Annotated in this window: 17 protein-coding genes and 1 pseudogene; 9 read left to right on the forward strand and 9 right to left on the reverse strand. The window is 72.8% G+C overall.

The features are described 5' to 3' along the window. Positions 1-2: 2 nt before the first annotated feature. Positions 3-7,712 (reverse strand): non-ribosomal peptide synthetase, encoded by a 7,710-nt coding sequence (locus JXZ78_RS36950; protein ID WP_238783636.1) that lies wholly within the window; start codon positions 7,710-7,712, stop codon positions 3-5. Between the two features lie 146 nt (positions 7,713-7,858). Between JXZ78_RS36950 and JXZ78_RS36955 the strand changes: the two genes are divergently transcribed. After that, the gene (locus JXZ78_RS36955) at positions 7,859-9,037 is read left to right on the forward strand and encodes an amidohydrolase (protein ID WP_030024529.1); all 1,179 of its coding nucleotides are present in this window, start codon (positions 7,859-7,861) and stop codon (positions 9,035-9,037) included. A 64-nt stretch (positions 9,038-9,101) separates the two neighbouring features. Here the strand turns inward: JXZ78_RS36955 and JXZ78_RS36960 are convergent, their stop codons facing one another. Then, on the reverse strand, positions 9,102-10,103 hold the full coding sequence (locus JXZ78_RS36960) for an ABC transporter substrate-binding protein (protein ID WP_030024528.1): 1,002 nt from the start codon (positions 10,101-10,103) through the stop codon (positions 9,102-9,104). A gap of 154 nt (positions 10,104-10,257) precedes the next feature. On the opposite strand from JXZ78_RS36960, the gene JXZ78_RS36965 reads away from it, so the two are divergent. After that, the gene (locus tag JXZ78_RS36965; RefSeq protein WP_030024526.1) at positions 10,258-11,055 is read left to right on the forward strand and encodes an ABC transporter ATP-binding protein; all 798 of its coding nucleotides are present in this window, start codon (positions 10,258-10,260) and stop codon (positions 11,053-11,055) included. Positions 11,056-11,239: 184 nt separating this feature from the next. On the opposite strand, the gene JXZ78_RS36970 is transcribed toward JXZ78_RS36965, so the two are convergent. Beyond that, positions 11,240-12,442 (reverse strand): glycosyltransferase, encoded by a 1,203-nt coding sequence (locus tag JXZ78_RS36970; RefSeq protein WP_030024524.1) that lies wholly within the window; start codon positions 12,440-12,442, stop codon positions 11,240-11,242. Positions 12,443-12,716: 274 nt separating this feature from the next. Between JXZ78_RS36970 and JXZ78_RS36975 the strand changes: the two genes are divergently transcribed. The 3 genes from JXZ78_RS36975 to JXZ78_RS36985 all read left to right on the forward strand — a co-directional run bounded on the left by JXZ78_RS36975 (position 12,717) and on the right by JXZ78_RS36985 (position 14,507). Continuing rightward, the gene (locus tag JXZ78_RS36975) at positions 12,717-13,487 is read left to right on the forward strand and encodes a 2OG-Fe dioxygenase family protein (protein WP_033040021.1); all 771 of its coding nucleotides are present in this window, start codon (positions 12,717-12,719) and stop codon (positions 13,485-13,487) included. 83 nt (positions 13,488-13,570) lie between these two features. Continuing rightward, positions 13,571-14,233 (forward strand): HemK2/MTQ2 family protein methyltransferase, encoded by a 663-nt coding sequence (locus tag JXZ78_RS36980; RefSeq protein ID WP_030024522.1) that lies wholly within the window; start codon positions 13,571-13,573, stop codon positions 14,231-14,233. A 61-nt stretch (positions 14,234-14,294) separates the two neighbouring features. After that, positions 14,295-14,507 carry a CDGSH iron-sulfur domain-containing protein gene (locus JXZ78_RS36985; RefSeq protein WP_372498480.1) on the forward strand — a complete coding sequence of 71 codons (213 nt, stop codon included), beginning with the start codon at positions 14,295-14,297 and terminating at the stop codon, positions 14,505-14,507. On the opposite strand, the gene JXZ78_RS36990 is transcribed toward JXZ78_RS36985, so the two are convergent. Together JXZ78_RS36990 and JXZ78_RS36995 are read right to left on the reverse strand one after the other, a co-directional pair. Next, positions 14,487-15,464: an iron-containing redox enzyme family protein gene (locus JXZ78_RS36990; protein ID WP_030024520.1), complete on the reverse strand. Its 978-nt coding sequence runs from the start codon at positions 15,462-15,464 to the stop codon at positions 14,487-14,489. The genes JXZ78_RS36985 and JXZ78_RS36990 overlap by 21 nt on opposite strands. A gap of 126 nt (positions 15,465-15,590) precedes the next feature. Next, positions 15,591-16,937, reverse strand: a complete 1,347-nt coding sequence (locus JXZ78_RS36995; protein ID WP_238783637.1) for an FUSC family protein — start codon at positions 16,935-16,937, stop codon at positions 15,591-15,593. A gap of 297 nt (positions 16,938-17,234) precedes the next feature. Here JXZ78_RS36995 and JXZ78_RS37000 point away from each other — a divergent pair, with 297 nt between their 5' ends. Both JXZ78_RS37000 and JXZ78_RS37005 read left to right on the forward strand, forming a co-directional pair. Beyond that, a complete protein-coding gene (locus JXZ78_RS37000; RefSeq protein ID WP_030024518.1) occupies positions 17,235-17,477 on the forward strand; it encodes a hypothetical protein in 243 nt (80 codons plus the stop codon). A gap of 147 nt (positions 17,478-17,624) precedes the next feature. Beyond that, on the forward strand, positions 17,625-18,281 hold the full coding sequence (locus JXZ78_RS37005) for a hypothetical protein (RefSeq protein WP_030024516.1): 657 nt from the start codon (positions 17,625-17,627) through the stop codon (positions 18,279-18,281). A gap of 160 nt (positions 18,282-18,441) precedes the next feature. Here the strand turns inward: JXZ78_RS37005 and JXZ78_RS40915 are convergent, their stop codons facing one another. From JXZ78_RS40915 to JXZ78_RS37020, 3 genes are all read right to left on the reverse strand, one after another. Beyond that, positions 18,442-19,647, reverse strand: a complete 1,206-nt coding sequence (locus JXZ78_RS40915; RefSeq protein WP_050503023.1) for a DUF2637 domain-containing protein — start codon at positions 19,645-19,647, stop codon at positions 18,442-18,444. 88 nt (positions 19,648-19,735) lie between these two features. Beyond that, a complete protein-coding gene (locus tag JXZ78_RS37015) occupies positions 19,736-19,930 on the reverse strand; it encodes a hypothetical protein (RefSeq protein WP_030024513.1) in 195 nt (64 codons plus the stop codon). A gap of 420 nt (positions 19,931-20,350) precedes the next feature. Continuing rightward, positions 20,351-21,280, reverse strand: a complete 930-nt coding sequence (locus JXZ78_RS37020; RefSeq protein ID WP_078624677.1) for a helix-turn-helix domain-containing protein — start codon at positions 21,278-21,280, stop codon at positions 20,351-20,353. Between the two features lie 248 nt (positions 21,281-21,528). On the opposite strand from JXZ78_RS37020, the gene JXZ78_RS37025 reads away from it, so the two are divergent. Further along, positions 21,529-22,170 (forward strand): PIN-like domain-containing protein, encoded by a 642-nt coding sequence (locus tag JXZ78_RS37025; RefSeq protein ID WP_050503022.1) that lies wholly within the window; start codon positions 21,529-21,531, stop codon positions 22,168-22,170. A gap of 83 nt (positions 22,171-22,253) precedes the next feature. Here JXZ78_RS37025 and JXZ78_RS37030 read toward each other — a convergent pair whose 3' ends face one another. Next, on the reverse strand, positions 22,254-23,114 hold the full coding sequence (locus JXZ78_RS37030; RefSeq protein WP_238783638.1) for a hypothetical protein: 861 nt from the start codon (positions 23,112-23,114) through the stop codon (positions 22,254-22,256). A gap of 877 nt (positions 23,115-23,991) precedes the next feature. Between JXZ78_RS37030 and JXZ78_RS40920 the strand changes: the two are divergent. Beyond that, positions 23,992-24,478 (forward strand): annotated as a pseudogene (locus JXZ78_RS40920) (hypothetical protein); the annotation flags it as partial.

Consider the following 24,478-nt stretch of genomic DNA (forward strand, 5'->3'; position numbering starts at 1 on the left):
GGTCACGCCTCCAGTTCGGTGAGGCGGGCGGCCACCACGCGCGCGATGTGCGCGATGGGCTCGGGCAGGGTCATGTCCTTGTGGGAGCACTCGACGTCGGTGTTGTCGATGCGGCCGGTGACGTAGGGCGTCCAGGTGTCGGGGGTGAGGGTGTCGTCGATGGTGTCCACGACGGCCCGGAAGAAGAGCACGTCGCCCCGGAAGACGCGGTGGTCGTAGGCCCGTACGAGGTCGTTGGTGTTGAGGTAGATGGCGCCGAGCGCCTTGATGGTGTCCGTGGACAGGGTGGACAGCGGGCTGCCCTCGCGTTGCAGGACCTCCACCACGTTGGCGGTGGTCAGCGGCTTGCCCTCCAGGCTGTCGGGCCCGTAGCCGCCCATGGTGAGCAGCGATTCGAGCGCTTCGGCCTCGTCGGGGACGGGCAGGCCGCGGAAGCCCTCGGCCGGGTAGGCGTCGAGGATGGCGAGGAGTTCGACCTCGTGGCCCTCGTCCTGGAGGTGGGTGGCCATGGCGTGCGCGATGATGCCGCCGGTGGACCAGCCGAGCAGCCGGTACGGCCCTTCGGGCTGCACCTCGCGGATACGTGCGGCGTAGTGGGCGGCCAGTTCCTCCAGGGTGGCGGGCAGCGGCTGGTCCGCGGTGGCGGCGCCGACGCCCTGGGCCTGGAGCCCGTAGATCGGTACGTCGGCGGGCAGGTGGCGGATGAGTCCGGCGTAGCACCAGCTCAGGCCGCCGGCCGGGTGGACGCAGTGGACGGGGGCGCGGCCGCCCTCCGCACTCGGGGCGGCGGGGCGCAGCGGCAGCAGTACGTCGAGCGGATCGTCGTGGCGTACGGCGTCCAGGGCGGCGTCGAGCGCCGCAACCGTCGGCGACTGGAAGACCGTACCGATGGACACCTCGGTGCCGAGTACGGCCTTGACGCGGCCGGCCAGCCGGACCGCGAGCAGCGAGTGCCCGCCGAGGTCGAAGAAGTTGTCCTCGACGCCGACCCGGTCGAGGCCCAGCACCTCGGCGAAGACCGAGCAGAGCAGTTCCTCGCGGGGGGTGCGGGGTGCGCGTCCGGTGGCGGACGGGCGGTCGGGGGCGGGGAGTGCTGTGCGGTCGAGCTTGCCGTTGTTGGTCAGTGGCAGCCGGTCGAGGAGGACGACGGCGGACGGGACCATGTGGGTGGGGAGTTCGGCGGCGGTGTGGTCGCGCAGGGCGGCGGGGTCGGGCGACTGGCCCGCGGCGGGCACGGCGTAGCCGACGAGCCGCTTGTCGCCCGGGGTATCTTCCCGTACGACGACGGCCGTGTCCGCGACGGCGGGGTGCGCGGCGAGCACGGCTTCGATCTCGCCCAGCTCGATGCGGAAGCCGCGCAGTTTGACCTGCTGGTCGGCGCGGCCGAAGTACTCCAGGGCGCCGTCGGTACGGCGCCGGGCGAGGTCGCCGGACCGGTACATGCGGCTGCCCTCCTCGCCGAAGAGGTGGGCGTACGGGTCGGCGACGAAGCGGGTGGCGGTCAGTTCCTCGCGTCCCAGGTAGCCGCGGGCCAGGCCCTCGCCCGCGACGTACATCTCGCCGGTGACGCCGGGCGGTACGGGCTGGAGCCGGTCGTCGAGGACGTAGACGCGCAGGTCGGGGATGTTGACGCCGATGGTGCTGGAGGTGGCGCCGGCGGCGGTGGCACGGTCGAGGGGGAAGTACGAGACGTGCACGGTGGTCTCGGTGATGCCGTACATGTTGACCAGGACCGGCGCGTCGTCGGCGTGCCGCTCGTACCAGTCGTCGAGCCGCCCGAGCTCCAGCGCCTCCCCGCCGAACACCACGTACCGCAGGGCCAGTTCGGAGCCGTCGCTCTCGCGGTCGGCGGCGGCGAGCTGGTAGAAGGCGGACGGGGTCTGGTTGAGGACGGTGACCTGCTCGGAGGCCAGCAGCTGCCGGAAGGCGTGCGGGTCGCGGCTGGTCAGGTGCGGTACGACGACGACCTTGCCGCCGTACAGCAGCGCGCCCCACAGTTCCCAGACGGAGAAGTCGAAGGCGTAGGAGTGGAAGAGCGTCCAGACGTCGTCGGGGCCGAAGCCGAACCAGTGGTCGGTGGCGGTGAACAGGCGGGTCACGTTGTGGTGGGTGACGACGACGCCCTTGGGGCGGCCGGTGGAGCCCGAGGTGTAGATGACGTACGCGGCGTCGTCGGGGCGCAGCGGCCGGGTGCGGTCGGCCTGGGTGAGCGGCGCGGCGTCGTACGCGTCGGCCGCGCCGCCGTCCACGGTGATCAGCGGCAGGGTGTGGGCCGGGAGCCGGGGCGCGGTCGCGCTGTCGGTGATCAGGGCGGCCGGGGCGGCGTCGCCGAGCATGTAGGCGAGGCGGTCGGCCGGGTAGTCCGGGTCGAGCGGCAGGTAGGCGGCTCCGGCGAGGGAGACCGCGAGCAGGCCGGTGACCAGGTCGACGGAGCGCGGCAGGGCGAGCGCGACGATGGAGCCGGGGCCGATGCCGCGGGCGGCGAGCAGCCGGGCCAGGCGGCGGGCACGGGCGGAGAGTTCGGCGTAGGTGAGGGACTGCCCGTCGCAGCTGACGGCGGTACGGCCGGGGTGGCTGCGGGCGGCGGCTTCGTAGACCTCGGGGAGCGTGGTCGCGGGGCGGGCGGCGAGGGGTTCGGCGGGGGTGTTCCACGCGACGAGGGCGCGGTGGCGTTCCTCGTCGCCGAGCAGCGGCAGCAGGCCGAGGGGGGTGTCCGGGGCGTCGGCGGCCGCGGTGAGCAGCCGGGCCAGCCGGTCGGCGAGGCCCTGTACGGTCGCGCGGTCGAAGAGGTCGGTACGGAACTCGAAGAAGCCGCCGATGCCGCCGCCGGGCTGCTCGCCCGCGTTGAGGGTGAGGTCGAACTTGGCCGTGCCGGACGGCACGGCGGTCAGCCGTGCGGTGGCCTGCGGGCCCAGTGCGAACGCGGCGTCCGGTACGGACTGCCAGGCGAGCATCGTCTGGAACAGGGGGTGCCGGGCCAGCGAGCGCCGCGGGTTCAGCTCCTCGACGAGGTGGTCGAAGGGCAGCGTGTCGTGCTCGTACGCGGCGAGGGTGGTGGCCCGTACCCGCTCCAGGAGTGTGCGGAAAGCGGGGTCGCCGGAGGTGTCGGTGCGCAGCACGACGGTGTTGGTGAAGAAGCCGACGAGGGCGGCGGTGGCGTCGTCGGCGCGGCCGGCGACGGGTGTGCCGAGGGGGATGTCGGTGCCGCAGCCGTGCCGGGTCAGGAGGGCGGCGAGGCCCGCCTGCACGGTCATGAAGACGCTGGTGCCGGTGGTACGGGCGAGGCGCTGGAGGGCGGCGTGGGCGGCGGTGTCGAGGCTGAAGGGGACGGTGTCGCCCGCGTGCGAGGCGACGGCCGGACGCGGCCGGTCGGTGGGCAGGTCGAGCTGGTCGGGCAGCCCGGCGAGGGCCTGCTTCCAGTGCGCGAGCTGGGCGGCGGCGAGCGGGGTGGGTTCGGCGGGCGTGCCGAGGAGCTGCTGCTGCCGGGCGGCGTGGTCGGCGTACTGGAGGGGCAGCGGCGCGAACTCCGGTTCTCTGCCCGCGTGCCTGGCGGTGTAGGCGGTGGCGAGGTCGCGGGCGAGGGGCGTGGTGGAGGCGCCGTCACCGGCTATGTGGTGCAGCAGCAGGAGCAGGGTGTGGCGGTCGGGGCCGTCGCTGAACAGCGTGGCGCGGAGCGGGGGTTCGGTGGCCAGGTCGAAGCAGTGGCGTACGGCCTCGGTGAGGTCGTCGGCACCGGGCTCGGCGAGGTGCGCCTCCGGCCGCGCCAGCGGGTGCTCGGCGGGAAGAATCCGCTGGTAGGGCTGCTCCTCCCCGCCGTTGTCAGTGGTCGGATATACCGTTCTGAGTGTCTCGTGGCGAGCGGTCAGGTCGCGCAGGGCGAGCTGGAGTGCGCCACGGTCGACCGGTCCGTCGATGCGCAGCACGAGCGGGATGTTGTAGGTGGGGCTGGGGCCTTCGAGCCGGTGGAGGAACCAGAGGCGCTGCTGGGCGGGCGAGAGGGGGAGGTGTCCGGTGCGGGGTAGGGGAGACGCGGGCAGGACGGTGGGCGGTTCGCCGTCGCTGTCGCCGCCTGCCGGTGCGGCGGAGTGGACGAGTGCGGCGAGTGCGGCCGGGGTGGGGTTGCGGAAGACGTCCGCGGTGCTCACGGGCGCCTGGAAGATCTCCCGCATACGCGCGGCCAGGCGGGCGGCCAGCAGCGAGTGACCGCCCAGGTCGAAGAACCCGGCGTCCGCCGGGGGGCTGGTGTCCAGTGAGAGGAGGTCGGCCAGCAGACCGCGGATGATGTCGGTGTGCGGGCTGTCGGTGGCGGTGCCGGTGGTGCCCGTACCGTCGAGCCCGGTGCCGGAGCCGGTTCCGGTGCGGCCCGCGCCCGCGCCGCTGCCGTCGGCTGCGCCGTCGCCGGAGCCGGGGACGCCCGGCTCGGGGTCCGGCAGGGCGCGGTGGTCCAGCTTGTCGTTGGCGGTGCGCGGCAGTTCGGCGAGCAGCGTCACCGTGGCCGGGACCATGTGCGCGGGCAGGGTGGCGGCGAGGTGTGCGCGGAGGGTGGCGGGGGTGGGGGTGGGCGGGGCGGGGGCGGGGGCCCCGGGAGAAGTGGCGGAGACAGCGCCCCCGGCCACCTCGCCGCTCGCCGACGCGTCGCCGACCCCCACGCCGTCGGCGTCCGTCCGCAGCACCGCGTACGCCAGCAGCCGCTTGCCCTGCGGGGTGTCGCGGGCGATCACCGCGGCCTGGGCGACGGCCGGGTGCTGGGCGAGGGTGGTCTGGATCTCGCCGAGTTCGATGCGGAAGCCGCGGATCTTGACCTGGTCGTCGCTGCGCCCCAGGAACTCGACCGTGCCGTCCGGCCGGCGCCGTACGAGGTCTCCGGTGCGGTACATCCGGCTGCCGGGCGCGCCGTGCAGGGCGCCGTACGGGTCGGCGACGAAGCGTTCGGCGCTCAGGTCGGGGCGTCCGAGGTAGCCGCGGGCCAGGCAGGCGCCCGCCACGTACAGTTCGCCGGTCGCGCCGTCCGGCGTGGGGCGGAGGCAGGCGTCCAGGACGTAGGCCCGGGAGCCGCGCACCGGCCGCCCTTCGGGGGCCGCGGTGCCGGTCGCACGGCCACCCGCCGCGGGTGCCGTGGACGCCGTGGGCGCCTCGGATGCCGTGGACTGCGCGGATGCCGTGGGCGCCGCGGACAGCGCGGACGCCGGAGACGCCGCAGATGCCGGAGACGCCGCAGATGCCGCGGGCGCCGTCCAGTAGTACGCGTCGACAGTCGTCTCCGTCGGCCCGTACAGATTGACCGCGTGCAGCCCGCCGATCGTGGTCAGCCGTTCCCACAGCGGTACGGGTACGGCCTCGCCGCCGACGACGATCACGGCCGGGCGGTGCTTCCCGTCGTCCAGCAGCCCCTCGGCCAGGAGGGCTTCGGCGTAGGACGGGGTGACGTCGAGGTAGTCGACGCGGTGCTCGTCCACGTACCGGGCGAGGGCGGCGGGGTCGCGGTAGGCGGTGTCGTCGAGGAGGTGCAGTTCGTGTCCGTGGACCATCCACAGCACCGGGTCCCAGGCCGCGTCGAAGGCGAACGAGGCGCTGTGCGCGACGCGCAGCCGGTCCCGGCCGGTGCGGGCGACGGCGGGGGCGACGTGGTCGCTGCCGTGCCCGGCGTACAGGTTGGCGAGCGAGGCGTGGCTGACGACGACGCCCTTGGGGCGCCCGGTGGAGCCGGAGGTGTGGATGACGTAGGCGGCGTGGCCGGGCGCGATCGGTACGGCGGGCGCGCTGTCGGGCTGCGCGGCGAGCGCGTCGGCGGTGGCGGTGTCGTCCAGCGCGAGGACGGGCAGCCCGTGCGCCGGGAGCGCGGCCAGCGTCGCGGTCGTGCCGACGACGCACACCGGGCGGGCGTCTTCGAGGACGGCCAGGGTCCGGGCGGCGGGGTGTCCGAGGTCGAGGGGCTGGCAGACGCCGCCCGCCTTCAGGACGGCGAGCAGCGACGTCATCATGCCGGTGCCGCGCGGCAGGGCGAGGGCGACGGGGCGTTCCGGGCCCGCGCCGCGGCCGGCCAGCAGATGGGCCAGGCGGTTGGCGGCGGAGTCCAGTTCGGCGAAGGTGAGCGCGGTGTCGCCGGTGCGGACGGCCACGGCGTGCGGGGTGCGGGCGGCCTGGGCGGCGAAGTACGCGGGCAGGGTGCGGTCGGCGGCCGGTTCGTCGCGTCCGGTGGTGGCCCGGCGTACGGCGTCGGCGTCCAGCAGGTCGATGGTGCCGACGGGGCGGTGCGGGTCGGTCAGCAGAAGGTCGGCGAGCCCGTCGAGGTAGCGCAGGAACGATTCTCGGTGCCGGTCGAGTTCGTCCGCCGCGTACCGTGCGGTGTGCGCGTCGAGGCTGATGCGCAGCCCGCCGTCCGCGTCGGGCGAGGCGGTGACGGCGAGGTCCTCGACGGGGCCGGCGGCGAGGTTGTGGACCGTGCCGGGCAGGCCCGCGAAGTCGAGGTCGCCGTCGAACGGCTTGATGTTGACCATGGGCCCGGTCAGCGGCGCGGCGGCCGAGGAGAGCGCGAGGTCGCGGCGGATGTCGGCCTGCGGGTAGCGCTGGTGACGGCGCACCGCGCGCATTTCGAGGACGATGCGGCGCAGCAGTACGGCGCCGGTGTCCTGGGGGTGTACGGCGATGCGCAGGGGCAGGACGTTGACGGTCATGGCCGGGGTGCGCAGCGCGGCGGGGCCGCGGCGGTTGGTCAGCGGCAGGCCGAGTACGACGTCCTCGGTGCCGGTGAGGCGGTGCAGGTGGCCGGCGGTGGCGGCGATGACCAGTTCCGCCCAGGTGGCCTTGACGGCTTCGGCGGCGCGGGTGAGCCGGTCCAGGGTGGCGGCGGGCAGGTCGGTACGGGTGCGGAGGACGTCGCCGGCGGCGATGGCGTCGGCGAGCGTCGCGGCGGAGAGGGCCGTACCGGCCGCCATGGGACGTGGCGTGTCGGTGGTGCCGGCGCCCCGGCCCTCCCGGCTCCCCGCCCCGCTCGCCGGAGTCACCGGTTCCGGCCGTCCCGCCATCCGCGCGGTCCAGAATTCCCGGTCGGCGGTGTACTGCTCGCTCTCCAGGTACCGCCTCTCCTCCTCGACCAGGTCGCGCAGCGGCGCGAACCGGGTGGCCGCGGGCTCCTGCCCGGTGGCGAGGGCGGTGTAGAGCTCGGCGACGCGGCTGCCGACGAGGTGCAGGGCGTAGGCGTCGACGGCGATGTGGTGCACCCGCTGGTACCACCAGTAGCGGTCGTCGGCGACGCGGAAGAGGGCCTGGGTGGTGAGCTGTCCGGCCTCGCCGAGGTCGGCGGCGCGGGTGAGGTCGGTGTGCATCCAGTCGCGGGCCGCCTCTTCGGCGGGCCGGCCGGCGTCGCGCAGGTCGATGCGGTGCAGCAGCCGTTCCGGGTCCGGCGGAAGGACGCACTGCCTCGGCTCGCCGTCCGTCTCGCTCACACACACGCCGAGCGTCTCGGCCTCGGTGACCGTGCGCAGCAGGGCGCGCTCGAACAGCGTCTCGTCCAGGGCGCCCTGGATCTCGACGACGTCCGCCGTGTTGAGTGCCGGGCTCTTGGGATTGATTTGACCCGCGTAATGAATGCCGGCCTGCGCGGTGAGCAGAGGGAATTCCGCGGGTCCGGCAGGGCGTGGTGTTCCCGGCGCGGGAGCGCTGGGGCGCGACAGTGCCGCGGGGACTGCCTGGTCGACCGGACGCTGATGCATGTGTGTGACAACTCCCAGGGAGAAACCGAGCTTCGCGGACCGGCCGGCAGCCCGCACACAAACTTAGGGAAGCCTAAGTTATTTTTACTCTTCTGCGGTGCCGCCGACCGCCACCGGCACCGGTCACCGAGCCCGAAGAGGAGACGATGACGTCCGCCCCCGCCCCCATCCCCGGTTCCGCCGAGCTCACCGCCGTCAAGGACGCCGTGCGCCGGCACATCAAAGGTAAAGACACCGTCCTGACCGACCTGAGCCGCCGTATCCACGGCCGTCCGGAGACAGCCTTTACCGAGCACGAGGCAGCCTCCTGGTGCGCCGGGCTGCTGCGCGAGCACGGCTTCGAGGTGACCGCGCCCGCCCACGGCCTGGACACCGCGTTCACGGCCACCACCGGGACCGGCCCGGTCACGGTGGCCATCGCCTGCGAGTACGACGCCCTGCCGGACCTCGGCCACGCCTGCGGCCACAACCTGATCGCCGCGGCCGGTGTCGGCGCTGCGCTGGGCCTGGCTCCGTACGCGGCGGAACTGGGCCTGACGGTCCGGGTCGTGGGCACGCCGGCCGAGGAGCGCGGCGCGGGGAAGGCGCTGCTGCTGGAGGCGGGCGCGTTCGACGGGGTGGACGCGGCGATGATGGTGCACCCGTGCCCGTTCGAGATGTCCGACTTCCGGTCCTTCGCGCTGGGCACGCTGTCCGTCACGTACACCGGCCGCACCGCCCATCCCAGCCTGAACCCGCACGAGGGCCGCAACGCGGCCGACGCCCTGACCGTGGCCCAGGTCGCCCTGGGCCTGCTGCGCCAGCAACTGCCGCCGCAGTGGCGGGTGCACGGCGTCACGACTTCGGCCGGCTCCGCGCCGAACGCGATACCCGACCGCGCGACGGCCGAGTACGAGATCCGCGCCGAGGCCGCCGAGGACCTGCGCGAGCTGCGGGAGCGCGTCGAGGCGTGCTTCCGGGCCGGGGCGCTGGCGACCGGCTGCGAGGTGACCCTGGAGCGCCCGGAGCCCGACTACCTGGACTTCCGCGGTGACCCCGGACTGATCGCCCTGTGGGGTGCCAACGCGCGCGCCCTGGGCCGTCCCGAGCCGGTCGAGCGCGGGCCCTTCGCCTGTACGGACATGGGCAATGTGTCCCATGTGGTGCCCGCCATCCACCCCGTGCTGGACATCAGCGGGGGCGCCTGCGGGCCGCACGAGCCGGAGTTCGCGGAGGCGGCGGTGGCACCGCGGGCCATGCGGGCCCTGCTCGACGGAGCGGTGGGCCTGGCCTGGACGGCGGCGGACTTCGCGTACGCCAGGAACGGCGGCGCGGCCGGGGCATGACACAGTGCCGGTGGCGCCCCGAGGGGTGCCACCGGCACCGCAGCGGCCTCCCGGCCGCTCCGGCTCAGGACTTGGACAGCGCCTTGCTGATGTCGTTCATGACGACGCCGCTGGCCAGCGGGCCGCCGCGGGTGGACCAGACAGAGCCGTTGACCGTCACCACATGGCCCTTCTTCACCGCGCCCAGCTCCTTGTAGGCGGGCTTGGTCTGGACGTCCTTGAGGGCCTTCTCGCCGTCGGAGGTCAGGGTGGACAGGAACAGCCAGTCGCCGTCGATCTCGTCGATCTTCTCCAGGCTGAGCGACGGGGCGTGCGCGTTGCCGTCCTTGTTCTGGTTGGCGGGCCGCTGCAGGCCCATCTCCAGGGCGACGCCGCTGGCGAACTGCTTCTTCTCCATCCAGCTCGGCCCGTCCGGGTTCCAGCGGACGATGGAGACGGCGGCGCCCTTGTTCGCGCCCAGCTTCTCGCCCGCCTGCTTGGCGGCGGCCTCGTGGTCGGCGATGACCTTGTTGGCGTCGTTCAGCTTGTTGACGGCGTTGCCGATGCCGCGGAAGGACATCTTCCAGTCATCGGTGGGCGCCATCGTCACCAGGGTGGCGGGGGTGATCTCGCGCAGCTGCTTGAGGACCTGCTCGTCCTGCATGTCACCGGCGAGGATCAGGTCGGGCTTGGCCGCGACCACCTTGTCCATGACGGGCTTGAGCAGGCCGCCGACGATGTCGATGCCCGCGACCTTGTCCTTCAGGTAGGCGGGCGGCTCGTCCAGGCCCTGTCCGTTGGTGATGCCCACCGGCTTGATCTTCAGCGCGAGGACCGCGTCCAGGTCCTCCTGGGTCAGCGTGACGATCCGCTGCGGGTTCGCGGGCACCTCGACGACCTTGCCGGTGGCGTCCTTGACCGTACGGGTGCCGCCGGACGCCGCCGCGTCCTTGCCGCCCTTGTCCTTGGCGTCCGCGCCGGAGTCCGAGCCGCAGCCGGTCAACAGCAGCGCCGCGGCACCGAGGGCGGCGACGGCCGAGGCGGTACGGCGTCGGGCGGTGAGAAGTGAGCGGCGGGACACGGTCATCGGGGACTCCGGGTTCAATGGGACATGACGTGACGAGGCGTGCGTACGGCGGCCGTGGCAGCCGCACTTCCGCCACTTAGCGTTAAGGTTAGCCTTACCTTATGACAAATAGGCAAGAGGTGTGACCTCTCGCCCCGGGGAAAGGCCGACCACAGTGGAACTCCGCGTCGAGCAGCTCACCGCCGGATACGCCGGGCACCCGGTCGTCGACCGGGTCGATCTGACGGTGGAGTCGGGCCAGGTGGTGGCGGTGGTCGGACCCAACGGCTGCGGCAAGTCCACCCTGCTGCGCTGCATGGCGCGCCTGCACGAGCCCGCCTCCGGCCAGGTGTTCGCGGGCGACGCCGACGTGTGGCGGCTCAAGCAGCGGGAGGCGGCCCACCGCATCGCCCTGCTCCCCCAGTCCCCGCAGGCACCCGAGGCGGTCACCGTGGCGGGCCTCGTACGGTACGGACGCCACCCGCACCAGGGCCTGTTCCGCCAGTGGTCCCGCGAGGACGAACGGGCCGTGACCCGCGCCCTGGAGGCGACCGGCACCACCGGCCTGGCCGACCGCCGCCTCGACCAGCTCTCCGGCGGCCAGCGCCAGCGCTGCTGGCTGGCCATGGCCCTCGCCCAGGAGACCCCCGTCGTACTGCTCGACGAACCGACCAGCGCCCTCGACATCGGCCACGCCGTGGAGGTGCTGGACCTGGTCCGCGAGGTCGCGGCGGCCGGGCGGACCATCGTCATGGTCGTCCACGACCTCGCGGCGGCGGCCCGCTACGCCGACACGGTCGTCGCCATGCGGGCGGGCCGGGTGGTCGCCGCGGGCCCGCCGCGCGAGATCATCGACGCGCCGCTGGTGAAGGAGCTGTACGGCGTCGACGCGGAGATCCTCGCCGCTCCGTCCGACGGTTCGCCGGTGGTCGTGCCGACGGCCCGCGCGGCGGTGGGGGCCGTACGGTCCTGAAAAGGGCCGCTCCCGTACCCGGGTGAAGCCCCCGCCGGGAACACGGCACAGAAGTGCGGCGCCCCGTCCCATGACGGGCCCGCCGCACTCCCGGCCGGTACGGCCTCAGGAGGCCTGTGCCGCCTCAGGAGGCCGGTACAGCCTCAGGAGGCCGGTACAGCCTCAGGCGACCCACGCCGCCCCCTCAGGCAATGAGCTTCTCCAGATCGTCCACGACCTGCCCGACGTCCGGCAGCGCCAGGCTGGCGAGCTGCGCCTGCCGGATCCGGGCGGCGATGCCGCGGTCGGCCAGGATGTCCCGGCACACGGCGGCCACGGCCTCCGGCGCGGTGTCGGTCAGGTGCCGGCCGAGCCCCAGTTCCTGCACTCGCTGGGCGTTGGGCAGCTGGTCGCCGAAGTTCGGCAGCACCGCCATGGGCGTGCCCGTGCGCACCGCTTCCCTGACGCTGTTGTAACCGCCGTGGGTGACGAACAGGTCGGCGCACTCCAGCAGCAGCGGCTGCGCGAGACGGTCCGTCAGGTGGACGTGCGGCGCGGGCTCGACGTCGCCGGCAGGGCTGATGCCGCCGGTGGCCACCACGGCCGTGCAATCCAGCCGGGACAGGGCCGCGACGATGGTGCCCAACTGCTCGGCCGGGTCGGTCATCCCCACCGGCAGCGGGGTGCCCTCGGGCAGCACCTCGCGGAACATCGGCAGTGCGGTGCCCACCGCGGCGAACACCAGGGGCCGGTCGGTGGGCAGTTCGGTCACCCAGCCGGGCAGTCCGGCGGTGCGGTCCACGACGGTGGTCTGGCGGTAGGCCAGGACCGTCGAGGGGAAGTGGGCGAAGGAGAACGCGGCGGGCAGGTAGTCGAAGCGGCCGTGCGGGTAGAGCGATCCGGCCTCCTCCTGCACGGGCAGCTCCAGCCGCTCGCGCAGCTCGTTGAGACCCGGCAGCAGGGTTTCCGGGTCGAGGATGTTGACCGTCCCCGCGGGGATGGGCAGCTGCGGGATGCCGAGCCGCTCGGCGAGCAGGCACGCGCCGAAGTCCATGCCGTCCCGGATGATGACGTCCGGGCGTACGGTGCGGGCCAGCCCGGCCAGTACGTCGTGGCTCTCGACGGCCATGTCGCCGACGAGCCGGTCGAGCAGGATGCGCAGGTGCCGGTCCTCCTCGGAGACGCCGTCCGCTTCCGCCGACTCCTCGGCGTCGTCCTGCCAGCCGGACCCGAAGTCGATCCGGGGCAGGCAGGTTTCCACCGTGACGGGGTCGGCGGCGAAGACGGGGGCCACTTCGGGCGTCGTGGCCACCGTGACGTCGTGGCCGGCCCCGGCCAGCGCGCGGGCCAGTGGCAGCAGGGCTCTGCCGTGCGACGGAGAGCCGGTCGCGGTGCACAGGACGCGCATGGGTTCCTCTTCTCTGGGCGTTCTCTGGCGGAGGCGGTGCGATCACCGTAGGAAGCCCCGAAAAGAGGTGTCAAAGAAAGATGACGCCATACGACGACATTCAGTCATCCGGCATGAACAGGCCGCCGAGCGGGCAGTGCCCGCCCCATGATCCACCGTGGCGCCCCCGTACCGGGCGCCGGGTGCGCGCAAGATGCGATCAGCGGCCGGCCGCCACACGATGGGACCACGCAGGCGCTGCGGCGCACGCCCGGCAGGAAGGCGGACAACCGACGTGGAGCACATCGAGGACCGCTCGGCACCCTCCGGCACCGGCGGCGCGGCCGGGGCCGACTCCCCGGTCGAGGCCGCGCGCTCGTGCCTGGCCCACTCCGCCGTCTGTCTGATGTCCCCGGCCTCGGTCCGGGCGCAGCTGGGCGCGGACGACACGGCGTGGGCGCGCTTCGCCGCGCACTGGGACGACCTGGGCGAGGACCGGTACGCGGCCGAGCAGGGCACCCGCAGGCTGCGCCGGTACGGCCAGTTCTCCCTCACCCCGGCCACCGGCGAGATCGTCCAGCTGTCGCACACGCCGTTCGTGCAGCCGAAGGACACCAATCCGCTGTACGAGACGGTGGACCGGCACTTCGAACCGCTGACCGACGCGTTCGTCGCCGACCCGCTGCTGCGGCCGCTGTTCACCCTGCTGGGTCAGGCGGCGGCCGCCCTGGACGACGCCGGGCGGTGGATCGTCAAGGTGCACCCCTTCCGGGTCGTCGCGACGGCCGACGACGCGGGCGACCCCACCCCGGAGGGCCGCCACAAGGACGGCGTCACACTGGTGTCGTCCCTGCTCGTCGACCGTGACAACGCCACCGGCGGCCAGAGCAGCGTCTACACCCACGACGGGCGGGAACTGCTGTCCACCACCCTGTACCGGCCGGGCAGCCTGCTCCTGTCGGACGACCGGGACTCGCTGCACTGCGTCTCCCCGATCCGGCCGATGGACCGGTCACGGCCCGCGTACCGCGACGTGCTGGTGACCACGCTCACCGCCGCGCGGTGACCACCGGCGGGCCGCTCGGCGTCCTGGCACCGCGTCTTTCGTACGTCGTGAGATGAACGTTGCTTCCGGGGTACTCGTGACCCGTGTTCTTCATCAAACCCCCCGGCGTGTACGCGCCCCAGGAAGACACCGGAATGCTGGCCGCGGCCCTCCGGCGCGAGTCGCTGCGGCCGGGCGCCGAGGTGCTGGAGGTGGGCGCGGGCAGCGGTGCCCTGGCGGTCGCCGCGGCCCGGCACGGCGCCGGGCGGGTCACCGCGACGGACGCGGCGTTCGCCGCCGTGCTCACCACCCGGTTGAACGCCTGGTTCGCCGGGCACGCGAGCCGGGTGCGCGCACACCGCGGCGATCTGCTGCGTCCCGTGGCCGGGCGCCGCTTCGACCTGGTCATGGCGAACCCGCCGTACGTCCCCTGTCCGGCACCCGTACTGCCGCGCGGCGGCCGGGCGCGGGCGTGGGACGCCGGGCCGGACGGCCGGGCCGTACTGGACCGGCTGTGCGCGCAGGTGCCCGTGCTGCTCGCCCCGGGCGGTGTGCTGCTGCTCGTCCACTCGCAGCTCTGCGCCCCCGACCGGACCGTGGACCTGCTGACGGACGCCGGTCTGGAGACCTCGGTCACCGACCGGAGGTTCATCCCGTTCGGGCCGGTGATGCGGCAGCGCGCCCCGTGGCTGGAGGCCCAGGGGCTGATCGCCCCGGGCCAGGACAAGGAAGAGCTGGTGGTGGTCCGTGCGCAGCGAACCGAGTGAGCACAGGCGTGAATCCGTACCGGAGCGGGCGGAGCCGGCGCGCAAGGAGGCGCGTCGGGTCGTGCAGGACCCCGGTGGCCCGGTGATCGTCGAAGGCCCGGTCGAAGTGGAGTCCGACGACGGGGCCGTGGTCCGTTCGGACCGTCCGTTCGTGGCGCTGTGCATGTGCCGCCGCAGCCGTACCTTCCCGTGGTGCGACACCAGTCATCGCGGCCGCAAGCGGCCCCCGGCCGCGCGGACGGCAGGCGGCGCGTCAGATCGCGGCGAACAGTGAGGACTCGCCTGCCTGCCAGGCGCTGAGCAGGTGCTCGCCCAGCCGGTCCTCCAGCAGTTCGGTGGCGCCGATGCCGAACGCGACGTCCGGGGCGAGCGCGGGCTCCTCGCGCAGCAGCCCCTTCACGACCTGGTGGCGCACCACCTGTTCGTGCACGGCGTCCGCCTCGACGTGCTCGGCGTAGAAGTGCACGGCCGCCGGTCCGGCCTCCAGCCGCTCCAGCGCCTGCGCGAGGCGGCGGGACCCGGGCGACGAGGTGATCTCGACCCAGGCGAAGTGGCCTATCAGGGCGCCTCGGTGCACGCGGTGCAGCCCGAAGAGCGACATCAGGTTGTTGACGGCGAGCATCTGCCGTGAGCAGGCACCCAGGTAGCGGCCGTACGTGCTGTCCAGGCCGAGGTCGTCCATCAGCTCGGCGAAGAGCCGCGAGTGCACCCGTTCGGCGCGGCCCGCCCCGAACTCGTCGTACTCCACCGCCATCATCCCGGCCTTGGCCTGGCCCCACAGGCGCGGCACGACCCACAGGTGGGGGTCGGCCTCCTTGAGGTGGTAGAGGGAGCGCTGGGCCGCGTACTCCCGCAGGTGCCGGTGCTCGCCCTTGTCGCGCAGGAAGTGCGAGACGCCGTCGCCGTCCGCCGGCTCCACCAGCAGGCCGTCGAGCAGCGCGTCCACGTCGTCACGCGCGGGGACGTCGGCGCGCAGCGCGCCGAGAAAGGCGTGCTCCAGGGCGGCCCGGAAACGCAGCAGTTCCGGATCCCACTCCCAGGTGTCGGGTACGGCGTCGAAGCCGCGGTAGTGCAGCTCGTAGCAGAGGGCGAGGGCGAGTTGCAGGTCGTCGCCGTACGGGTCCGACGCCGCCGCCATACGGCTGTCCGGCAGGCGCACGGTGCCGGGCGGCTGCTCCAGCGCGGAGACGACCGCCGCCGACAGGTCTCCGCGGGCCGGGGGGCGTTTCACGTCGCGGTCCTTCCCTTCACCTGCCCCACCCGTCCGGGGGGCGGGGTGCCGTGTGGCTCACGAGTGCCCCCGGTGCCTCCGGGGAAACGCCTTGGCCTGCTGGTACGCGGATGGGGAGGCGTCGGGTCAGGTGGGGTCCGAGGGTCGGGCATCGGCAGCGGCATCGGCAGCGGTACGGCCCCGGCCCCGCGCACCTCCCGGCTTCACCTCTTGCCCCGGCTTCACCCCTTGTCCCTGCTTCTCCTCCCGCCCCGGCTTCCCCTGTCCCCGCGGTTTCCGCCGGCCGTCCGGCTTCCGTGCGTCCGCCGGCGCGTCCGGTTCCGCGAAATGGGTCAGCTCGTGCAGCAGCTGCTTCATCTCCACGAGCAGTTCACCGCTCGCCGCGGCGGCCGGCGGGTCGCGTTGCTCGCGGAAGTCGTCCGCGAGCCCGTCGTACAGCTCCTGCGCCCGCGCACGAGCCCGGCGGTAGCGCTCCCCCGCCGCCGCCCGGTCGCTGTCCGCGATCAAATCCTCCTCGGCCTGGCACAGCGTCGCGGCCTCGTCCGCGAGATCGGCGTAGCGCCGCAGGAACGCGGCGCCGGGCGCGGTCAGCCGGGCCTTCTCCCCTGCCGTGCCGGCCAGCGTGCGGGTGATCGCCGAGAGGTGGGCGACGGCCCGCTCCCACACCGCGTCGGCCTTCTCGGGCGGCGGCGGGGGCGGTCCGGTACGGCGCAGCCGGAAGCCGGGGTTGAAACGGGAGCTTTCGGTGTTCCACTCGCGGGCGCTGGCCAGCGCCCGCAGCACCTGACCGAGGCGGCGCGCGCGGTCGTGCCAGCCCGCCGCGTCCGTGGCGCTCCACTCCTCGTCGCGCAGGCCCTCGGCCATGATGCACAGCAATTCGGCGCTCTCCCGGGGCAGGCGCCGCAGCTGGTCGTGCACATTGCGCAGGTGCACCGGCGGGAGGATCAGCGCGTTGACGGTGATGCCGATGACCGCCCCGATCGCGGTCTCCATGAGCCGGTGCCCGACCTCGGTCAGCGAATAGGCGCCGTAGGTGATGACGAACAGGGCGGTGGTCGCGCCGTAGATGCCCTGGGCGCCCAGTCTGCGGTGGGTGCCGATCAGCGTCATCACCGGCAGCACGATCAGCATGGCGCCCAGCGTGCTGCCGTCGGTCACGGCCATCGCCGCGGAGGCCAGCAGGGCGCCGAGCACGATCACCACGAGCTGCTGGAGCCCGGACCGCAGCGAGCGGTAGACGGTGGCGTCGACCAGCGCCAGCGCGGTCCAGGGGGCCATCAGGGCCAGCGGCGCGTTCAGCCACCAGCCGGTCAGCGCCCAGGCCGTGACCGCGGCGCCGGCCGCCTTCAGCGACTGGACGACGGTGTCCCGCTCCGGCCCGGACCCCCGTACCGCGCCCCGCACCGTGCGGCCGACCGCGGCCACTTCCCACCACACCCACCGCCACCCGGCCGTGCCCCTCGCCTCCGCCAACTCCGCCTCCCGGCTCACTCTTCCGTGCGGGTCGGGTCCGCCGCGGTCACCGGTGGCCCGGCGCGCTGGGTACCCATGATCGTCCGGGCTAGTCGTGCCGGCCGGCCACCGCGCCGCTTCGAACACCCCTGCCGTTCCGTCTGCCGCACGGGTGATCCCGGGCACCCGTAGGGGTGGTCGCGCGGACCGCGGCGCTTCGTAACCGTCCGAGCCCGCCTTGACTGGATGCGCGCTTTCCCGCGTAGCGCCACCGTCCCGCACCACCTGCCCCCGACTCCCATGGAAGCTCTCATCCTCATGCGTATCCGTTCCGCAGTCGTCACAGTGCTCGCCGCGGTCGGCGCGGCCGCCCTCGCACCGCAGCCCGCCGCCGCGAACGCGGCGTCGAGCCCGACGATCTCCTCCCTCACCGAGTCCGAGGCCGTCGGGCTGCTGCGCATTCCGCTGAGCGAGTCCAACGTCGCGGCGGTCCTGGGCCTCGTCGAGACGGCCGCCCGACCGCTGAACATGGAGCGGGGCGCCTCGCTCACCGGGAAGTGACAGCCGCGGGGCGCGCACCACCCAGGGCGCACACACGTACGAGCCGCTGCGCGCGTGTGCGCCCCCGTCTGCGCCTGCCCGCCCCCTCGCCCCGACGGCACCGTGGAGTACAGAACCGGTACCCCGGACTCCGACGAGGAGAGCGAAGTGATCCACATCAGCGAGACGCTCATGCTGCAGACGGTCGAGGAGTTCCTCACCGCGGAGGAGATCTCCCGGCTGGTCAAGATCATGGACAGCGAGGCGGCCGGCTGGCGGCCCCGCCACCAGGCCGAGGTCCGCACGGCTCCGGCCACCGCCCAGGAGGTCCTGGCCGACGCCACGCAGCGGGCGCTGCCCGCGATCCGGCGCAGTATGCCGTCCATCGCCGGATCAGGACACTGGGGCTACACCGAACTCGCCGTGGGTGAGAGCGTGCCCACCCACCTCGACGGGATCAGCAGCCCGCGGACGCCGCCCCGGCGCATCGGCCGGATCGGCGTGACGATCGCGGACGCGGCGGAAGGCGGCCGGTTCTACATCGAGACGACGTCGGACTCCGCTCCCTGGACCGACACGCTGCTGGGCGCCGCCGACGGGTACGAACCGGGTACACCGCTCAGCCGCAGTCTGCCGCACGGCCCCGCCGTCCACGAGGACACACCGCAGTGGCTGAGCACGCCGCGCAAGAGCCGGTGGCTGACCGACGCCGGGCCGGGGGTCGCCGTCGCGTACGGCGCGCAGGTCATCCACGGCGTCACACCGGTGCTCCGCGGCCGGGTACGCAAGTTCGTCACCGACCTCGTCGACACGGCGACGGCCTGACGCCGTGCGGTGAGCTCCCCGCCGCTGCCCCCGGCCGCATGATCCCAGCCTCATGCGCCCGGCTTCCTTCCTTCGGATTCCTTCCCTCGGCTTCCTTCAGTCCGCCTCCTGCTCGGACTCCTCCTCGGACTCCTTCGTGCCACGCCTTCCCCTCCCTGCCTCACCCCGCTGAACGATGGCGGTGCTGGCCCCGGTTGCTCTGTGCGTGCCGGGCGGCGGCCGGCGGTGCGGTGGCGAGGTCGAGCTGGCGTACGAACTGGTGGAAGCAGAGCAGGACGGTCAGCGGCGGGAGGCCCGCCACGGCGATGCCCGCCGGGGACGGGTGCACCTGGGCGATGCAGAGCAGCGTGGCCACGGCGGCGAAGAAGATCACGACGGCCCAGGAGTGCAGCGTACGGCGCCGGTAGGCGCGGGCGCGCAGGATGGACAGGGTGGCCACGACCCACGGTCCGTAGATCAGCAGTGGCCACAGCCCCGCGATGTCCGACGGGGCGACGCCGTCCGCGATCGCGCGCAGCGACGGGTAGGAGGCCACCGCGCCCAGTGCGGCGACGGCGATCGCGATCACCGCCGTCATCAGCACGGACGACGCGCTCAGCAGGCGCCTCCAGGACCAGCCGACGGGCGCCGCTTCACCGTCCGCGCCGGCGTCGGATTCCGGCACGTCGCATCCGGCCGAGTCCGCCGGGAAGAACACGGCCCCGTCCGCGGGGAAACCGGCCCCGGCGGCGTGGAATCCGGCCCCGGAGGCGTGGAAAACAGCCTTTCCGGGGTGGTACACGATGCCGTCAGGGTGGTGAGCGACACCGTCGTCCAAGCGATCCGGACGATCCGAGTAACCCAAGTGGTCCGCGTACCCCAAGTGGTCCGAGTGACCGGAGTGGTCCGCGTATCGCAAGTGGTCCGAGTGACCGGGGTGATGGGCGACACCGTCGTCCGACGGGTACGCGATGTCGTCGGTGGGGAAGACGGCCCCGGGGTGGCGGTAGAGCCCTTCGGGGTGCGGGGGAAAGGCTTCGGGGTGGAAGACGGCCTCGGCGGCCGGAAACACGGACTCGCCGGCCAGGAACACAGGGTCGCCGGCGGGGAACACGGACTCGCCCACCGGGAACCCGGTCGCCGGGCCGCCTGCCGCAGGGGGCTGTTCGGCGGTGTCCCACAGCTCCGCCAGCTCGTGGCCCAGCTCCTCCACGACGGCGGCGTCCCACCCGTCGTCGGCCATCTCCCGGCCCAGGTACCCGTCGTGCGGGTAGTGCGGGTACGGGTACGGGATGCCGCCGGGAAAGGCGCCGGGCTCCGTGCTCTGGCGCGGCAGCCGGTGCCGGCCGGTACCGGGAGGCACGGGGGCCCGCGGGGTGTCGTTCACAACAGCTCTCACAGGAGTCGGTGGTGGCCGGTGGGGAAGGGGCCGGCCGACGCGCCGCCCGGCAGGGCGGCGGGCGCCGGTGGAGCCGTTACCGGCCGTCCTTGATGCCGTCGAGGGCGGCCAGCAGCTGTTCCAGCAGGTCACCGGTGTACTCCAGCCGCACGCGCTGCCCGGGGCGCAGCAGATGGACGTCGGGACGGACGTCGGGCGCGCTGCGGGGCACGGTCGAGCTCAGCTGCCAGGAGCCGAGCTGGCGCGTGGGGGAAACGATCGTGTCAGTCATACGTCGTCAACGAACGCGCCTCACAGCGGGTGACTGCGGCATACGGGCGAATCAGAATTAAGATAACTAATTCCTCATAACGGTGCTTCGCTGACGGAACCGGGAGCAGCCGCACCGGCACGAGTGGAGCAGACCGGGCACCGTACGGCCGTCTCATCGGTTCGCCACCCCGGGGCGCGTCGCTGACCAGCGACAACACCATAAAGGGAGAGTCGCGGGCAAAGAGTTAGAACCCCCGGCAAAAGCGGCACTTTCCCCGCATCGGGCTACGGCCCCCACCGGACCGCCACGCTTCCCGCGTCCTGCGCACCCGCCCCGCTCCCCTCACCCTGCGTGCCCGCCAGGTCCACTGCCCCGAAGGCGGAATGGTGTTGCTGAGCCGAAAGATGTTGCCCGGGTCGTACGTGGTCTTCAGCCCGGTCACGCGCCGGTGGTCCTCCGGGTGGCATCCACCGGGAGTTCCCCGGACCCACCAGGCTCACTAGCCACACCAAGCGCACCTGAAGCACTCGGCACACCAGACATCCCCGCCCCACCAGCACGCCCCCCACGCCCCCCACGCCCCCGCAACACCCGCTCCGTCCGCTCATCCATCGGAAAGAACAGCTCGACCGCCAGCTCCGAGAGAGTGACGTCGGCCGGTGCGCCGAAGGTGGCGATGCTGCTGAACATCGCCAGTTCCCCGTACGGGGTCCGGAACCGCATCGGCACCACCGCTTCGCGCGGTCCGCGCTCCTGCGGCGGGGCCGGGGTCTCGTGCGCGGGCACCTCGTAGGCACGGACCTCCTCGTACAGGGTTCTCAGCGCGGGATCGCCAGTGGTGTGCGCCTGCTGCGCCAGCCCGCCGAGCAGGTACGCGCGCACCTCCCCGTAGTCCACCGCGTACGCCGGGAGTCCCTCGGGGTGCAGAGCCAGCCGCATCACGTTCGGCGTGGGCGCCAGCAGTTCCGGCGGGGCCACGTCGAGCATGACGCCCATCGCGCGGTTGGCGCGCACCACGTTCCACAGCCGGTCGACGACAACTGCCGGGTACGGCTCATGCCCCTCCAGCAGCATGTCCACCGCCGAACGCACCGCGCGCATGTCCTCGCCCTCCAGCGGACGTTCGCGATAGACGGGCGCGTAGCCCGCGGCCATCAGCAGGCTGTTGCGTTCGCGCAGCGGTACGTCCAGATGGTGGGCCAGGCGCAGCACCATCTTCTGGCTGGGCCGGGCGCGCCCGGTCTCCACGCAGGACAGATGCCGCGCCGAGGTGTCCGCGCGCAGAGCCAGCTCCAGCTGACTGAACTTCCGTCGCAGCCGCCATTCGCGCAACAGCACACCGACCCGCGGAGGTTGATCAACTCCCATGCGGCCGACCCTACCGAGGCCCCTGCGCACCGGCCATGACCTCAAAAGTCATGCTCCCCACGCACGACCGATGACCACACGCCGCACCACCACACCCGCCTGCCACCACCCCGCCCTCACCCTCACCCGCCCCGCTTCCGCCACTCCCTCTCGGCCCCCGCCCGCGACCCGCTGAGGTCACCATCGACCGCCCCCACCAAAGGCCGTGGTGCCAGGCGCAGTTGACAGAGGCAGCAAGGGTGAGCGACATGGCGGACGGCGCGGACAACGAAGATCCCCGCGGCCTCTTCGACGACTTCGGGGCCTTCCGCACCCCGACGACGGCGGATCTCACCACCGTACTGACGGACGGCCTCGTCGCCCCCGACGCGAACGTCCTGCTCAACCTCTACCGGCACGCCGAGCAGGCCCGCACCGACCTCCTCGACGCGCTCGGCGCCCTGGGAGACCGCCTCTGGGTCCCGCACCAGGCCCTCGTGGGGTTCTGGCGCAACCGCGAGACCACCATCTCCGACGCCCGGTCGACCAGCGCGAAGGCCGCCCAGGAGGTGACCGCGCACGCGCAGCAGGCGGTGCAGGCGCTGCGTACCTGGGCCAACCGGGTGGCGTTGAGCGACAAAGAGATCGAGCAGCTCCGGGACCGGCTGAACGGGACCTTCGACGAGGTGCGGCGGCGGATCACCGAGGTCGGCGAGGGAGAGTCGCAGCACATCAGCCACGACACCAGCGCCGATCCGGTGATCACCAGGCTGGAGCAGGTACTGGCCCGCCGGGTCGGCAGGCCCTTCACGACCGAGGAGACCGCCGGACTGCTCGCGCTGGGGCGCCGGCGGGCCGGAGAACGCGTACCGCCCGGGCCCAACCCTGTGCCCACACTTGACTTGCGATGACGGCCTGAGGCAGAGGTCCGGTCGGCCCGCCCCCCCCCCGCACTGCCACGGGCGGGCCGACCGGACCCGATCACTGACGCGACTCAGCCGTCGATCGCGACCTCGCCGTGCAGGCCCTTGGCGTCCACACCCGGGTACATGCTCAGCGTGCCGTCGGCCCAGCGCACCAGGACGTCGTTGGGCCGCTCGTTGGCGACGAAGGCACCCGCGCCGACCACCGCGGCGTGGAGCCACTCGGACTTCCCATGCCGGATCTGCGTCTCACCGTGCAGGCCCTCGGTGTCCACGCCCGGGTAGAGGGTGGCCTCACCGTCCGCCCACCGGACCAGCAGGTCCGCGGTCTTCTTGCCGGTGAACTCGCCCGCGGTGACCTGCGCGGCGTGCTGCCACGTGGCGTTCGCCGGCACCAGGGTCTTCTCGGCGGCCGGCTTGACGCCGTTGGCGTCCAGGTCGGGGTGGAGCGTGACCTGGCCGTCGTCCCAGACGACCACCAGGTCGTCGCGCTGCGCGTTGGCCGTGAAGCGGCCGGCGGTGATCTGCGCGGCGTGGCCCCACGCCTTGTCGTTGGCCGGGGCGAGCTGCTTCTCGCCGTGGAAGCCGTTCTTGTCGACGTGGGTGTACTGGGTCAGCTCCCCGTCGCTCCAGCGCACCACGAGCCCGTCCGAGCCGTTGCCGAAGCCGGCCCCCGTGATCCCCTCCACAAAGTTCCACGCGCTCTTCTTGGCAGCGGTGTTGGGCGCCGCGAGCTGGTGTTCGGCGGAGAAGGGCCGCTTGGGGTCCTTACCGTCCGAACCCTCGTAGAGGGTCACCTCGGCGTCGCTCCACCGCACGATCATGTCCATGTGCCGGGCGCCGCCCGCCGAACCCCCGGTGAAGTACCCCGTGGCGATGTGCGTGGCCTTGCCCCACGGCGCGGAAGCACCGACACCGGCGACCGGCTTCACGGCAGACGCCTTCGAGCCACCCGCCGCGGGCACACCACCAACGGCCTGCGCCGGAACGGCCGCAACCACCGCACCACCGGCCACCGCCACCGCGGTCACTGCCGACATCAACGCCCTGCGAACACGTATGCTGTCCATTTTTCCTTTTCCTGACATCACGAATGAGGGAATGAAGAGCGGCATCGCTTTCCCCGAGGCGGCTGAACTTGCACACAGTTCAAGCCGACAAGTTCGGGTCTACGGCAACCGGTGGTCGAGACTCGTGCCGTCTACGCGTCCTGCCCACACCATAGAAGTGGGCAACTCCCTCGGAGCGCACCCCTTCGAGAGAGGTAGAGAAGCACTTCGGCAAGTTCAGGAGAAAAGCCCGCTCCCGGCACACTCCGCCACTCAGCTCGACCAATGACCTCACCTCCACACAGCCGGGAGCACACCAGCACCCGTTACATAGAACGGAGTTGGCGAAGTAGCGGATTCCGTTTTCAGACTTCGCGGCCGCCGGGCCGACGGCCGCGGTCGACAGAAAGCCCCCCGTCCACCAGGTCACTGATCAGGCACTTTCGAGTGCGCTCCGCCGACACCACGTCGTCCCGAGAACGAGGTGGGCGACAACCGGACCGCGAAAGGCGGAGTAGAGCACAGGTAAGCTGTGCGCCCGCATCCCAGTCGAGCCCATACGAAGCTCGCGCGGCTCTCGAAGTGCATGTTCCGCACATCCGCCGGTCGTCCGAAGTACGACCACTCCTCATTCCTCTTCCCAGTGCTCACATCAGGCCGTCCGGACAACGGGGCCGTACCCCTGGGCGTCCCGGCGTGCTGGAAAGACGAACAAGGAAAGGTTGACCGGGTGAAACAGAGACGGTTTTTGCATAGGGCCGTGTGGCGTTTCGAGGCCATACGCCGATCTGGCAAGGGGGTGTTGTGGCGGCGTGGCGCCGGCGCCACGGTACTGTCCGCGTCACTGGTGGCGGGGTTGCTGGGGGCGGGGCCGGCGGCCGCGGCCGACCCCGCCGATCAGGATGTTCTGCCACTCAGGCGGGGAATGGTCCTCGACTACTGGCTGGACGGTGGCGCCGGCATCAAGATGGCGGCGGAGCAGGCGCTGCTGGGCTCTGACGAAGACATCCAGCGGTTCTTCACCCAGAAGGCCGGCATCGCGTTTGACGACAGTTACATCGCTGCCAGCCGGATCCTTGGCGAAGGCGGGCCCGCGGTGCGCGAGGCGGCCAAGGCCGCTCTCAAGGCCAGCAAGCGGGACAACCCCGAGCCGCTGAGTACCTTCCTGCAAGACGGCTGGCAGGCGCCGTTGCGGCAGGACAACGAGGTCGAGGCCTCCAAGGTCATCAACTTCGGTGGCTACGGGG

It is taken from the genome of Streptomyces monomycini (assembly GCF_022271435.1).
In the GTDB taxonomy this organism is placed as follows: Bacteria; Actinomycetota; Actinomycetes; order Streptomycetales; family Streptomycetaceae; genus Streptomyces; species Streptomyces monomycini.

What these genes read in the sequence shown, in the direction of transcription:
- JXZ78_RS36950 (WP_238783636.1), bottom strand. Translation starts at nt 7,712, where the DNA reads ATGCATCAGCGTCCGGTCGACCAGGCAGTCCCCGCGGCACTGTCGCGC.
- JXZ78_RS36955 (WP_030024529.1), top strand. Translation starts at nt 7,859, where the DNA reads ATGACGTCCGCCCCCGCCCCCATCCCCGGTTCCGCCGAGCTCACCGCC.
- JXZ78_RS36960 (WP_030024528.1), bottom strand. Translation starts at nt 10,103, where the DNA reads ATGACCGTGTCCCGCCGCTCACTTCTCACCGCCCGACGCCGTACCGCC.
- JXZ78_RS36970 (WP_030024524.1), bottom strand. Translation starts at nt 12,442, where the DNA reads ATGCGCGTCCTGTGCACCGCGACCGGCTCTCCGTCGCACGGCAGAGCC.
- JXZ78_RS37000 (WP_030024518.1), top strand. Translation starts at nt 17,235, where the DNA reads ATGCGTATCCGTTCCGCAGTCGTCACAGTGCTCGCCGCGGTCGGCGCG.
- JXZ78_RS37015 (WP_030024513.1), bottom strand. Translation starts at nt 19,930, where the DNA reads ATGACTGACACGATCGTTTCCCCCACGCGCCAGCTCGGCTCCTGGCAG.
- JXZ78_RS37020 (WP_078624677.1), bottom strand. Translation starts at nt 21,280, where the DNA reads ATGGGAGTTGATCAACCTCCGCGGGTCGGTGTGCTGTTGCGCGAATGG.
- JXZ78_RS37025 (WP_050503022.1), top strand. Translation starts at nt 21,529, where the DNA reads ATGGCGGACGGCGCGGACAACGAAGATCCCCGCGGCCTCTTCGACGAC.